Source organism: Streptomyces sp. 15-116A (assembly GCF_025290915.1).
Classification (GTDB): domain Bacteria; phylum Actinomycetota; class Actinomycetes; order Streptomycetales; family Streptomycetaceae; genus Streptomyces.
Genome location: NZ_JAOCQE010000194.1, coordinates 1 through 12,012 on the forward strand (window position 1 = coordinate 1; position 12,012 = coordinate 12,012).

Genomic DNA, 12,012 nt, shown 5'->3' on the forward strand with positions numbered 1-12,012 from the left:
CCGGGCGCGAGGACGCTGGCGCCGGGCGCGGGCAGGGTGGCCCCGCCGGCGGACGGGTCGCCGCCCGGCTGGAGGCTGGAGCCGGATCCGGGGGTGGCGGCGGACTCGGCGGGACCCGGAGTGGTCTCCACCTTCCCGGCGGGCTGCTCCTCCTTCGGTCCCTGCACGGGCAGCCACGGGGCGTTGGAGTTGCCGGACATCAGGGTGGCGCCGATGACGACGGCGTACCCGGCGCAGGCGAGCCCGACCGCGAGTCCGATCCGCCGGAAGCGCCGGCTGCGACGCCCGGACTCGTCCACGAACACGGGCCCGTCGGACCCGTCCTGGCCCGCCCCGGAGGTCCGCCGCAGCACACCGTCCACGAACTGCACGGCATCCAGCTGAACCGTCACCTCATGCGGATCATGCGTCACATCCTCCCCGGCACCTTCCTCCCAGGGGTCCCGCACGGGGAGATCGAGGGGGGCGGCGGGGGTGACGGGCAGGTCCAGGGAACGCCGGGGGCGGTCGGTGGAATCGCCTGCCTCGCGTGCCGGGCGTGGCTTGATCAGGAGGGCCGTGGTCTGGTCCGAGTCGGCGGAGGCGGAGGCGGAGGCGGAGGTCGCGCGGGGGGAGCTCGCGGGGGCTTCTGCGGTCTCGGCGGTCTCGGCGGTCCGCTTGTCGTCGCGCTCGGCGGACCCGGTGCCCACCGGCACTTCGCGCTTCCTGGGCGCGGCAGCGGAGTCCTTCGGCCCGTGCTCGGCGTCCGCGGCAACCCGGGGCTTCGGAGCCGGCGCTGCCTGCGTCCCGGCCCTGTCCTTGAGGGCGCGTGAAGTCACCGCGTCCCACGGGCTCTTCGGGGCGGCCGGGACGGCACCGAGCACCGAATCGGCGGCGCCCGACGGGGACTTCGGCCCGGGCTCGTCCTTCGTGACGTCCCGGTCGGCAGGCTGCTGCTTCACGAAGCGGGCCGCATCGCGCAGGATCCGCGTCTTGTCGGCCGGTGCCGCATCCCCCGCCTCGGGATGGACGTCCCCGAGCACGGCGGTGTCGGTGTCCCGCTTCACGGTGGCCGATTCCCGGTCCCGGTGTCTGTTGCTCTCCGGGTGCTCCTCGGTCGCCGCAGCGGCCTCGGGGCCTTCCGGTTGGGCGTCTTCTCGCCACTTCTCCACGCGCACGCACTTCCCCCCACGGGACATGTACGGGTGCGCATACGACCTGAGCACTCGTCGTCGGACCGGGCCCCCACCCGCTCCGAGCGCCCCGTTTATCACACTGTGCTCGGAGGTCGAATGTAGCGCACGCGGAGGTTCCGTGTTCGCCGCGTGGGCTTTCGTATCAATCGTGAGACATCACGCGGACGTCCCGACGACACAACCGGCGGGAAGTCCGCCATGGTCAGAACCGGATGGCTGGTTCTCGCCGTGATCCACGGGAGCTGCCCGCCCCCTCGTTCCGGTCGGTGGCGTCGAACCGCTCCACCGATTCTCGTACGCCCCATTGACGGCCCCAGGCCCCGCCCATACCTTCACCCGTCGAAGCATCCGTCGAAGCGCTTCGACGCCCATCCCGCTTCCCCCTTCGGCAGAAGGACCCCCCATGGTGAAGATCACGGACGTGGCCCGGCGTGCCGGGGTCTCCCCCAGCACCGTCTCCTACGCGCTCAGCGGCAAGCGCCCCATCTCCGACGCGACCCGGCGACGCGTCCAGGCGGCCGCCCGTGAACTGGGCTACCGCCCCCACCCCGGCGCCCGCGGCCCGGCCGACCGCCGTTCGAAGGTGCTGGCGCTGTCGCTCCCGCTGCGCTCCGGCGTCCATGTCCCGGTGGTGACCCGGTTCGCGGTGTCGGTGGTGACCGCCGCCCGCACCCACGACCACGACGTGCTGCTGCTCACCCACGGGGCCGGCGAGGAGGGCATCGGACGCCTCGCGGACACGGCCGCGGCGGACGCGGTGGTGGTCATGGACGTCCAGCTCGACGACCCCCGGCTGCCGTTACTGCGCGCACTGCCCTTACCGTCCGTGCTGATCGGCGTCCCCGCCGACCCGGACGGGCTGACCTGTGTCGACCTGGACTTCCACGCGGCCGGCGAGCTGTGCGCGGATCATCTCGCGCGGCTCGGCCACCGCACGGTCGCGCTGGTCGGCTCGCCGCCGGAGGTGTACCTACGGCGCACGGCGTACGCGCGGCGGCTGGTGCAGGGCTTCACCGCCGCCGCCGACCGGCAGCGCCTCGCCTCCTCCGTCCACCCGTGCGCCGACGACCGGGACGCCGCCCGTGCGCTCGCCGAGCGGCTGCTGCGCGAGCAGCCCGGGCTGACCGGGGTGGTCGTGCACAACGAGCCGCTGATCGACCCGCTGATCGACGCCTTCGGACGGCTCGGCCTGCGCATCCCCGGCGACCTGTCGCTCGTCGCCGTCTGCCCCGCCCCCGTCGCGGCCGGTGCCCGTCTCCCGGTCACCTCGGTGAACGTGCCGTCCACGGAGCTGGGCGCACGCGCGGTGCGCCTGCTGGTACGGAAGCTGTCCGGCGCCTCCGTACCGCAGGTCACGGTGCTGCCGCCCCGGCTGACGGAGCGGGCGAGCACGGCACCGCGCAGGGCCTGAGGCCCTCGCTCAGCCCAGCCCCCAGGCCGCCCCGAGCCGGTGCGCGGCGCACAGGTTCACGTCCAGGAAGTACGCCCCGGCCGTCCCGCACTGCGTGCTCCCGGTGCCCGGGTCGACGGGCTGGCCGTGTCCCATCCCGGTGACGCTGTACGTCTCGACGACGGCGCGTCCGCCCGCGTCCCGGAAGACCTGGTGCGGGTAACCGGCGACGGTGTCACTGACGTCGGCCGTCTGGTCGGCCCCGTGGACGTGGGTCCACTGCTCCACGAGGTCGGTCATGTTGACCGGTTTCACCGTGTAGTCGGCGGTGCCGTGCAGCACGGTGAGGGTGGGCCAGGGGCCGGTGTACCCGGGCCGCGCGGCCCGCACCCGGTCGCCCCACTGCGCCGGGGTCTGCGTGGCACCGACGTACATGCACACGTACGGCGAGCCCGCGGCCTGCGCACACCCGTACGGCAGCCCGGCGACGACACCGCCCGCGGCGAACTTCTCGGGGTACGCCGCCATCATCACGGCGGTCATCGCGCCGCCCGCGGACAGCCCGGTGACATAGACGCGGGAGGCGTCGCCGGAGACGTCGGCGAGCTGCCGGTCCACCATCTGCGCCACGGAGGCGGCCTCGCCCTGGCCCCGGGCGATGTCGCCGGTCTGGAACCAGTTGAAGCAGCTCGACGCGTTGTTGGCGGCCTGCTGCTGGGGCAGCACCACGGAGAAGCCCCAGCGGTCGGCGAGCTGCGTCCAGCCGGTGCCGGTGGCGTACCCGGAGGCGTTCTGGGTGCAGCCGTGCAGGGCGACGACGACGGGGCGGCCGGCGGGCAGTCCGTCGGGGACGTAGCGGTACATCTTCAGGGCGCCGGGGTTGGAGCCGAAGCCGGTGACCTCCTGGAGGGAGGCGGCGGCGGCCGGGGCCGGGGTGAGCAGCACGGAGAGCAGTGCTGCGAGGACGGTGAGCAGGGTCGCGGCCCTGGTCTGTTTCCTGGGGGGAGTCATGGGGAGCGTCATGGGGAGGGAAGGTAGAAGCGTGAAGCACCCCTCGATATGGAGTCGCGCCCCACAAACACGACGAGGACCCGGTGGTGTGACACCACCGGGTCCTCGTCACATGGAGATTGTGGAGATGGCGGGAATCGAACCCGCGTCCAACGGTGCAGAACCAGGGCTTCTCCGTGTGCAGTCGGCTGTGCTTTTCTCGGCCCCGGAGATCACGCCGACAAGTCTCCGACGGGCCCAGTCACTGTGTGGTTTCCCTCGTCACCCCGTGACCGGGATCGAGGTTTAGTTCCCTAGATGATGCCAGGATCCGGGTCGGGAACACCCCCGGGCTGACACTCCCTTTAAGTAGGGGAGCCGCTGCTCGCTACCTGAAGATCAGGCAGCGAGGGCGAGCTCGCCCTGGGAGATGGATCGCTTGGAATTGGCGATTATTTTTTTCGGCCTGTGGTTTACGAGATCATGGCCGCTTCCTCGACACGCTTCCCCTGCTTCGACAGCCGCTGTCGAAACCGATCATCCCCATGTTGATTTCTCAAACCCTCCGTAGAGGGGTCGCACGCACCCGCTGTGAGGTGCAGGTGCCATCGTACGTGACCAACGCGGGTCGGTGCCAGCGTATTCCCGCGCAGGCCGCGAGCCCTACGCCCGCTGCTTGCGGCGGACCGCCGAGATCGCCCGCTCGGCCTCGCGCCGGTCCTGCTTCTCGCGCAGCGTCTGGCGCTTGTCGTACTCCTTCTTGCCCTTCGCCAGCGCGATCTCGATCTTCGCGCGGCCGTCCTTGAAGTACAGCGACAGCGGCACGATGGTGTGCCCCGTCTCCTGCGACTTCGACTCCAGCTTGTCGATCTCCTCGCGGTGCAGCAGCAGCTTGCGCTTGCGCCGGGCGCTGTGGTTGGTCCAGGTGCCCTGGCTGTACTCCGGGACGTGCACGTTGTGCAGCCAGGCCTCGTGGTCGGTGAGCTGGACGAAGCCGTCCACCAGCGACGCCCTGCCCTGGCGCAGCGACTTCACCTCGGTGCCGGTCAGCACCAGCCCGGCCTCGTAGGTGTCGATGATGAGGTAGTCGTGCCGCGCCTTCTTGTTCTGCGCGATCAGCTTGCGCCCTTTTTCCTTAGCCATAGTGCGGCCCATTTTCGCACTACGGAGGGGGCCGGCGGGAAGCGGATTATGCCGGGCCCGCCGCGGCCTCTAGCGCCCGAGCCCGGTGAGGATCGTCTCGGCGCGTTGCAGGGCCTGCTTCTCGGCCTCGAGATCCGGGGTGATGCCGTGGCCGTCGACGCCGCGGCCGGAGGGGGTGCGGTAGTGGCCGACGGTCAGCTCGGCGACCGAGCCGTCGGGCAGCCGGGTCGGCATCTGCACCGAGCCCTTGCCGAAGGTGCGGGAGCCCACGACCACCGCCCGCGAGCGGTCCTGCAGGGCGCCGGTGAGCAGCTCGGCCGCGCTCATCGTCCCGCCGTCGACGAGCGCGACCAGGGGTCTGGTGGTGTCGCCGCCGGACTCGGCGTGCAGGGCGCGCTGCTCGCCCTCGACGTCGTAGGTGGCGACCAGGCCGCCGTCGAGGAAGGCGGAGGCGGCGGTGACGGCCTCGGCGACCAGTCCGCCGGAGTTGCCGCGCAGGTCGAGGACGAGGCCGGCACCGGGCGGGCTCTGGCGCACCGCCTCGCGGACCTCCTTGCCGGAGCCCTTGGTGAAGGCGGCCACCTTGATCAGGGTGACCCGGCCGGCCAGCTGCCGGACGGTGACCGGGTCCCGGGAGAGCCGGGCCCGGCGCAGGGTCTCGGTCCACGCGCGCGTGCCGCGTTCCAGACCGAGGCGTACGGAGGTGCCCGCGGCCTCGCCCGTGGTGTCGCCGCGCAGTAAGGAGACGACCTCCGTGACCGGACGTCCGTCGACCTTCTCGCCGTCGACGCTGCGCAGCCGGTCACCGGGGCGAATCCCCGCCTCGGCGGCGGGCGTGCCGCGGCCGACCCTGGTCACCTCGATACGGCCGTGCCGCTGGCGGGCCCACAGGCCGACGCCGGTGTACTGGCCGTCGAGGGTCTCCTCGAACTCCTCGTACTCGCCTGGGGAGTAGACGGCGCCCCAGCGGTCTCCGCTGCGGCTGACGGCGCGCTGCGCGGCCTCCATCGGGGAGGTGCCGTCGGCCAGCGCCTCCTCGGCCGCCCGTGCGACGTCCGCGTGGTGCGAGGCGGGAGCGGCCGAACGGGCCCCGTCCGCCGCGGACTTGCGGTCGGCCCCGGGCAGGTTCCCGGTGGCGGCACCGGCGACGAGCACGCTCGCGAACACCAATGTCAGGGCGGCCCCGCGGCCGATGCGGCGGGGCTGACAGAACAGGTCACGACCTGACATGCCGGTGAGTCTAGGACAACAGGAAGGGGCGCACGGCCCGTTGACCGCACGCCCCTTCTTGGTACATGTCACACCTTCAGGTACTTGCGCAGCGCGAAGAACGCCGCCATCGCAGGCATCAGCAGACTCGTGGCGAGGATGAGCGGCAGCTTCGCCAACACCGCGTCCCAGCCGATGAAGTTGATCAGTTCCAGTTGGTCGGCCAGGGCGAGTCCGTGGTCGATGAGGAAGTACCGGCCGATCAGCAGGAACGCGCACGCGAGGGTGCCGCCGATGAGTCCGGCGACCGCGGCCTCCATGATGAACGGCGCCTGGATGTAGAAGCCGGAGGCGCCGACCAGGCGCATGATCCCGGTCTCGCGCCGCCGGCTGAACGCCGAGACGCGCACGGTGTTGACGATCAGCATCAGGGCGACCACCAGCATCAGCGCCATCACCGCGCGGGCCGCCCAGTTCATGCCGTTGAGCAGCTCGAAGAGGTTGTCCAGCAGCCCCTTCTGGTCCTGCACGGACTGCACTCCGTCACGCCCGTCGAAGGCGGTCGCGATGACCTGGTACTTCTCCGGGTCCTTCAGCTTGATGCGGTACGACTCCTGCATCTGGTCCGGCGTGAGGGAGCTGGCCAGCGGGGAGTCGCCGAACTGCTCCTTGTAGTGCTTGTACGCCTCGTCCTGCGACTCGTAGGTGACCGTGTCGACGACCGACATCTTCTCCAGATCCGTCTTGATCTGGCTCTTCTGGTCCTCGGTCACCGCGCCCTTGGCGCAGTTGGGATCGGACTCGGCGTCGTTCTTGTTGCACAGGAAGATGGAGACGTTGACCTTGTCGTACCAGTAGCCCTTCATGGTGTTGACCTGGTCGCTCATCAGGAGCGACCCGCCGAACAGGGCGAGTGACAGGGCGACGGAGACGATGACGGCGAAGGTCATCGTCAGATTGCGGCGGAGACCCACACCGATCTCCGACAGAACGAACTGGGCGCGCATGGCGTCTGGTCAAGCCTTTCCGTGGAACCGGTCGGTCAGTGCTGGTAGCCGTAGACGCCGCGTGCCTGGTCGCGCACGAGGCGGCCCTTCTCCAGCTCGATGACGCGTTTGCGCATCTGGTCCACGATGTTCTGGTCGTGCGTCGCCATCACCACGGTGGTGCCCGTCCGGTTGATGCGGTCGAGCAGCTTCATGATGCCGACGGAGGTCTGCGGGTCGAGGTTGCCGGTGGGCTCGTCGCAGATGAGCAGTTTGGGCCGGTTGACGAAGGCCCGCGCGATGGCCACGCGCTGCTGCTCACCACCGGAGAGCTCGCCCGGCATCCGGTCCTCCTTGCCGCCGAGCCCGACCAGGTCGAGCACCTGCGGCACAGACTTGCGGATCTCGCCCCGGGACTTGCCGATGACCTCCTGCGCGAAGGCGACGTTCTCGCCGACCGTCTTGTTCGGCAGCAGGCGGAAGTCCTGGAACACGGTCCCCAGCTGGCGCCGGATCTGCGGCACCTTCCAGTTGGAGACGCGCGCGAGGTCCTTGCCGAGGACGTGCACCTGCCCGTGACTGGCCCGCTCCTCGCGGAGGATCAGCCGCAGGAAGGTGGACTTTCCGGAGCCGGAGGACCCCACGAGAAACACGAACTCGCCCTTCTCCACTTCCAGGGACACATCCCTGAGTGCGGGGCGGGTCTGCTTGGGGTAGACCTTGGAGACATTGTCGAATCGGATCACGGATGCACCACGGGTCGCCGGGGGTAGATGAGCGTGACCATACGCGAACCGGAACGCCGCCCGCACCCTTGCACCGCCGGTGAGCTCGCCAACCTGAAGGGGCGCGGGGAACTGCGCGAGCAACCCCCCACGATCCGCACCCGCCGAACCACAGCAAGCCCCCCTTTACTGGGCGCCCCGGCGCAAGCTCCGCAGGAACCTGGCACAGTGGAAGGGGAACGTTCGCACCCCCGCGAGCGTTGGCTACATGAAACCGCTGCAAGAAAGGGCGACCGCGCATGACGTACGACCGGCTGGTGTGCGCGAACTGCGCCGCGCCCGTGAACGAGGGCCGGTGCCCCGTGTGCCGCGCGAACCGCGAGCGGCTGCAGCAGGAGAACTTCTTCGCGGGCCTGAACCCGATGGCCCTGATCGCGCTCCTCGCGGTCCTGGTCGCGGCGCTGGCCCTGCTCGCCCACCAGACCGTGTGACGTAGCGAACGCCCGAGGGGCCCGGAGCGTGTGATGCGCTCCGGGCCCCTCGAACTTACGTCCACGTACGCTGCGTACGCGCAACGCTACACGGCGCTAGCCTCAGGCAGCCGCTCCGCCGCGGCCGGTCATCAGACGCGGCAGCACACGGAAGCCGATACCACCGGCGATCATCGTGGCCGCACCGATGACCAGGAAGGTCGTCTCGGCGGCACCGGTCTCGGCGAGCTCCTTGCCGTTGCCCTGCGCCGAGGTGGCGGGCGCCTCGTCGCCGGTGTCGGTGAGGGAGGACGAGCCCTGCTCCTGGGTGGACGTGCCACCGTCGGGGTCGACTCCGTTGCCGCCGCCGGTGCCGTTGTCGCCGCCGTTGCCCGGGGTGGTCGGCTCCTCGGTCGGCTCGGGCTCGCTGGTGGGCTCCTCCGGCTCCTCGGGCTCGGTGGGCTCCCCGGTGGGCTCCTCCGGCTCCGTCGGCTCGCCCGTGGGCTCCTCGGGGATGGTCGTCGGCGGCTCCTCCGGCTCGGTGGGCTCGCCCGTGGGCTCCTCCTCCTCGCCGAGGCCCACATTGGCGTCGACTTCGGCGCCCTCTTCGCCGATACCGGCGCTCACGCCTATGTCGAGGGCGGAGGCCGCACCGGCGGCGGTCAGCGAGGCGCCGGCCGCGATCACGGCGCCGGCCGCGATCCGTGCGACACGGATCCGCGTCTTCTTGGTCATCTGGTTGCTACCCCCAGTAGCTCATCGTCAGTGAGGCGGCGCTCGGGACTGTGATCGACGGAGGTAACTGCGGTGAAGAGCCCCCCGGTTCACATGCGTCCCAGAGATACGCATGCCGCGCTTCACCCTTCCCATTTTTCAAAGACACGTCAAGGCCGTTGCGTACGCGATGTCCGAGAACGGGCGCTTTGCCGAAGGGGGAAGGTGTGAGTGTGATGTAAAACCCAGACATCGGGTATGGAAAAGGCAACTGCCGCCCGATGGGCGGCAGTTGCCTTTGTCGACAAAGTTACTTCTCTTGCTGCTTGCGCCAGCGAATTCCGGCCTCCAGGAAGCCGTCGATCTCGCCGTTGAAAACGGCCTCGGGGTTGCCGACCTCGTACTCGGTGCGCAGGTCCTTGACCATCTGGTACGGGTGCAGGACGTACGAACGCATCTGGTTGCCCCAGGAGTTGCCGCCGTCGCCCTTGAGGGCGTCCATCTTGGCCTGCTCCTCCTGACGACGCCGCTCGAGCAGCTTGGCCTGGAGGACGTTCATCGCCGTGGCGCGGTTCTGGATCTGGGAGCGCTCGTTCTGGCAGGAGACCACGATGCCGGTGGGGAGGTGCGTGATGCGCACCGCGGAGTCGGTGGTGTTCACGCCCTGGCCGCCGGGGCCGGAGGAGCGGTAGACGTCGATGCGCAGCTCGGACTCGTCGATGTCGACGTGGTCGGACTGCTCGACGACGGGGAGCACCTCGACGCCCGCGAAGGAGGTCTGGCGGCGGCCCTGGTTGTCGAAGGGCGAGATGCGCACGAGACGGTGCGTGCCCTGCTCGACGGAGAGGGTGCCGTAGGCGTAGGGCGCCTGGACGGCGAAGGTGGTCGACTTGATGCCGGCCTCTTCCGCGTACGACGTCTCGATGAGCTCCGTCTTGTAGCCGCGCTGCTCGGCCCAGCGCAGATACATGCGCTGGAGCTTCTCGGCGAAGTCGGCGGCGTCGACGCCGCCGGCCTCGGCGCGGATGTTGACGAGGGCCTCGCGGGCGTCGTACTCGCCGCTGAGGAGGGTGCGGACCTCCATCTCGTCCAGCGCCTTCTTGACGGCGGTGAGCTCGGCCTCGGCCTCCGCGCGGGTGTCCGGGTCGTCCTCCTCCTCGGCCATCTCGAACAGCACGGCGAGATCGTCGATCCGGCCGCGCAGCGCCTCCGCCTTCCTGACCTCGGCCTGGAGGTGGGAGAGCTTGCTGGTGATCTTCTGCGCCTCGTCCGGGTTGTCCCAGAGGGACGGCGCGGCCGCCTGCTCCTCGAGCACGGCGATGTCTGCCCTCATCTTGTCGAGGTCCAGGACGGCCTCGATCGACTCCATGGTCGAGGAGAGGGACTTGAGCTCTTCGGATACATCGACGACTGCCACACCTCCAGCGTAACGGCTCCGGGGGGTGGTCAGGTGGGGGCGGCGGCGTCGGGTGCGGGTGAGGGGGGGTGCACGTCCCTGGGGCTATGCCCCAGACCCCGGGTCCAGGGGGCGGAGCCCCCTGGTTCGTTCACGGAGACGCCGGCGCTGAATTGTTCGTGTCCTGCGGCGCCGGATCCTCCTCGTCCCCGGACGCCGCCAGCCACGCGCCCACACCCACCACCGCGGCCACCACCACTCCGCCCGCCGCCAGCACCAGCCGACGCCTCCGCGTCACCGCCCGGTTACGCGCCGACCCCGGACGCGGTGCCCCCGCCGCCCGCGGCGCCCGAGCCGTTCCGTGCGCACCCCCGGCCAGCTCATCAGGCGCCGGCACCCTCATCGACGTATGCGTGTCCCGGTTGGAGTCCGACGGCTTCGCGCCCGGCACGAGCGGCACAGCTCCCCGCCGTACCGCCGTACCGGCCGACCGCACCGGCCCCTCGGGCCCCTCCGGCACATCGGCCGCGTCCTCCCGTACCGGTTCCACGTCCGGCTCGTCCACGTCCAGCGGCGGCATCCCCGCCAGCATCGGCAGCAGCTCCCGCAGCCGCGCCCCGAGCTCCGAGGCCCGCAGCCGCGACGCCGGGGCCTTCGCCAGGCACTGCACCAGCAGCTGCCACAGCTCGTCCGGGATGCCGGGCAGCGGGACCACGGTCTCGGTGACATGGCGGCGCAGCACCGCCCCCGGGTGGCCGCCGCCGAAGGGCGTGAAGCCCGCCAGCAGCTCGTACAGGACCGTGGCCAGCGCGTAGATGTCGACGGAGGCGCGCGGCGGCAGGCCCTCCACGATCTCGGGGGCCAGATAGTCCGGCGTACCGATGATCTTCGTGGCGCGCGTCCGGCGCGGGGTGTCGATGAGTTTCGCCACGCCGAAGTCCGTCAGCAGCGCGCGGTGCGAGCCGCCGGGGCCGAGCGGGCCCTGCATGTCCAGCAGGACGTTTTCCGGCTTGACGTCCCGGTGCACGACGCCCGCCGCGTGCGCCGCCGCCAGCCCGTCCGCGACATCGGCGACGATCGCCACCGCCGCCTCCGGTGCGAGCCTGCGGTCCCGGTCCAGGCGGGTGCGCAGATCCGTGCCGCGGACCAGGTCCATGACCAGCGCGAGATCGTTGCCGTCGACCACCAGGTCGCGTACGGAGACGACGTTCGGGTGCTCAAGACCCAGCAACGCGGTGCGCTCCTGCACGAAGCGGCCGACGAGCTCCTGGTCGGAGGAGAGATCCTCGCGCAGCAGCTTGATCGCGACGGGCCCCTCGGGACCCTCGCCCAGCCACACCGTGCCGGCGCTGCCCCGTCCGAGGATCTGATGGGCGGTGTACCGGCTGCCGATCTTCCGTGCCAAGACTGCTCCTACCGACGCGTGTTGCCGATAAAACTACGCGTCCGGGAAGCCAACCTTCACCGCGGAGACGGAAATCACCCGCTGGATGTCGACAAATCAGCAAACCCGCCACCGGGCGGAGGGCGGTCCGCTCACTGGGTTCCGGAACTGCCGCCCAGCTTCTCGATCCAGCCGGTCGCCTGGCCGAACCAGTCGGTCAGCTGCTCCCAGTAGCCCTTGCCCGTGCCGATCCACGACTGCAGCGGGCTCAGTTCCCAGATCAGCCAGCCCGCGACGAACAGGATGACGATCGTGAACAGACAGCCCTTGAGGCAGCCGAGGCCGGGGATCCGCATCGGGTTCGCGCTGCGCCGGCGCGGCTCGCGCGGTTCGCGCCGGGGTCGCTGGGGCTCCGGCGGGGCGGGCGGCG

Annotated in this window: 11 protein-coding genes, 1 other RNA gene and 1 pseudogene; 2 read left to right on the forward strand and 11 right to left on the reverse strand. The window is 70.7% G+C overall.

Annotated elements, in window-relative coordinates; genetic code table 11:
* Positions 1-1,151: hypothetical protein (locus N4P33_RS35580; protein ID WP_313904588.1), on the reverse strand; the 1,151-nt coding region annotated here is incomplete at its 3' end.
* Between the two features lie 427 nt (positions 1,152-1,578).
* On the opposite strand from N4P33_RS35580, the gene N4P33_RS25190 reads away from it, so the two are divergent.
* Positions 1,579-2,586: a LacI family DNA-binding transcriptional regulator gene (locus tag N4P33_RS25190; protein ID WP_260829035.1), complete on the forward strand. Its 1,008-nt coding sequence runs from the start codon at positions 1,579-1,581 to the stop codon at positions 2,584-2,586.
* Positions 2,587-2,595: 9 nt separating this feature from the next.
* Here the strand turns inward: N4P33_RS25190 and N4P33_RS25195 are convergent, their stop codons facing one another.
* From N4P33_RS25195 to ftsE, 6 genes are all read right to left on the reverse strand, one after another.
* Positions 2,596-3,588, reverse strand: coding sequence for a PHB depolymerase family esterase (locus N4P33_RS25195; RefSeq protein ID WP_260829036.1), 993 nt, complete (start codon positions 3,586-3,588; stop codon positions 2,596-2,598).
* Between the two features lie 107 nt (positions 3,589-3,695).
* Positions 3,696-4,100: a transfer-messenger RNA gene (gene ssrA / locus N4P33_RS25200) on the reverse strand.
* 118 nt (positions 4,101-4,218) lie between these two features.
* A complete protein-coding gene (gene smpB, locus N4P33_RS25205) occupies positions 4,219-4,698 on the reverse strand; it encodes an SsrA-binding protein SmpB (RefSeq protein ID WP_260829037.1) in 480 nt (159 codons plus the stop codon).
* A 69-nt stretch (positions 4,699-4,767) separates the two neighbouring features.
* Positions 4,768-5,928: a S41 family peptidase gene (locus N4P33_RS25210; RefSeq protein WP_260829038.1), complete on the reverse strand. Its 1,161-nt coding sequence runs from the start codon at positions 5,926-5,928 to the stop codon at positions 4,768-4,770.
* A gap of 68 nt (positions 5,929-5,996) precedes the next feature.
* Positions 5,997-6,914 (reverse strand): permease-like cell division protein FtsX, encoded by a 918-nt coding sequence (gene ftsX / locus N4P33_RS25215; RefSeq protein WP_260829039.1) that lies wholly within the window; start codon positions 6,912-6,914, stop codon positions 5,997-5,999.
* A gap of 35 nt (positions 6,915-6,949) precedes the next feature.
* The gene (gene ftsE, locus N4P33_RS25220; RefSeq protein ID WP_260829040.1) at positions 6,950-7,639 is read right to left on the reverse strand and encodes a cell division ATP-binding protein FtsE; all 690 of its coding nucleotides are present in this window, start codon (positions 7,637-7,639) and stop codon (positions 6,950-6,952) included.
* Between the two features lie 278 nt (positions 7,640-7,917).
* On the opposite strand from ftsE, the gene N4P33_RS25225 reads away from it, so the two are divergent.
* Complete coding sequence (locus tag N4P33_RS25225; RefSeq protein ID WP_260829041.1) at positions 7,918-8,109, forward strand: hypothetical protein; 192 nt, start codon at positions 7,918-7,920, stop codon at positions 8,107-8,109.
* A 102-nt stretch (positions 8,110-8,211) separates the two neighbouring features.
* On the opposite strand, the gene N4P33_RS25230 is transcribed toward N4P33_RS25225, so the two are convergent.
* The 4 genes and pseudogenes from N4P33_RS25230 to N4P33_RS25245 form a co-directional block, all read right to left on the reverse strand.
* The gene (locus tag N4P33_RS25230; protein WP_260829042.1) at positions 8,212-8,823 is read right to left on the reverse strand and encodes a hypothetical protein; all 612 of its coding nucleotides are present in this window, start codon (positions 8,821-8,823) and stop codon (positions 8,212-8,214) included.
* Between the two features lie 289 nt (positions 8,824-9,112).
* A complete protein-coding gene (gene prfB / locus N4P33_RS25235) occupies positions 9,113-10,219 on the reverse strand; it encodes a peptide chain release factor 2 (RefSeq protein WP_260829043.1) in 1,107 nt (368 codons plus the stop codon).
* A gap of 130 nt (positions 10,220-10,349) precedes the next feature.
* The gene (locus N4P33_RS25240; RefSeq protein WP_260829044.1) at positions 10,350-11,603 is read right to left on the reverse strand and encodes a serine/threonine-protein kinase; all 1,254 of its coding nucleotides are present in this window, start codon (positions 11,601-11,603) and stop codon (positions 10,350-10,352) included.
* Positions 11,604-11,734: 131 nt separating this feature from the next.
* Positions 11,735-12,012 (reverse strand): annotated as a pseudogene (locus N4P33_RS25245) (serine/threonine protein kinase); the annotation flags it as partial.

Coding starts and splice junctions, on each gene's coding strand:
- N4P33_RS25190 (WP_260829035.1), top strand. CDS start 1,579: ATGGTGAAGATCACGGACGTGGCCCGGCGTGCCGGGGTCTCCCCCAGC.
- N4P33_RS25195 (WP_260829036.1), bottom strand. CDS start 3,588: ATGACGCTCCCCATGACTCCCCCCAGGAAACAGACCAGGGCCGCGACC.
- smpB (WP_260829037.1), bottom strand. CDS start 4,698: ATGGCTAAGGAAAAAGGGCGCAAGCTGATCGCGCAGAACAAGAAGGCG.
- N4P33_RS25210 (WP_260829038.1), bottom strand. CDS start 5,928: ATGTCAGGTCGTGACCTGTTCTGTCAGCCCCGCCGCATCGGCCGCGGG.
- ftsX (WP_260829039.1), bottom strand. CDS start 6,914: ATGCGCGCCCAGTTCGTTCTGTCGGAGATCGGTGTGGGTCTCCGCCGC.
- N4P33_RS25225 (WP_260829041.1), top strand. CDS start 7,918: ATGACGTACGACCGGCTGGTGTGCGCGAACTGCGCCGCGCCCGTGAAC.
- N4P33_RS25230 (WP_260829042.1), bottom strand. CDS start 8,823: ATGACCAAGAAGACGCGGATCCGTGTCGCACGGATCGCGGCCGGCGCC.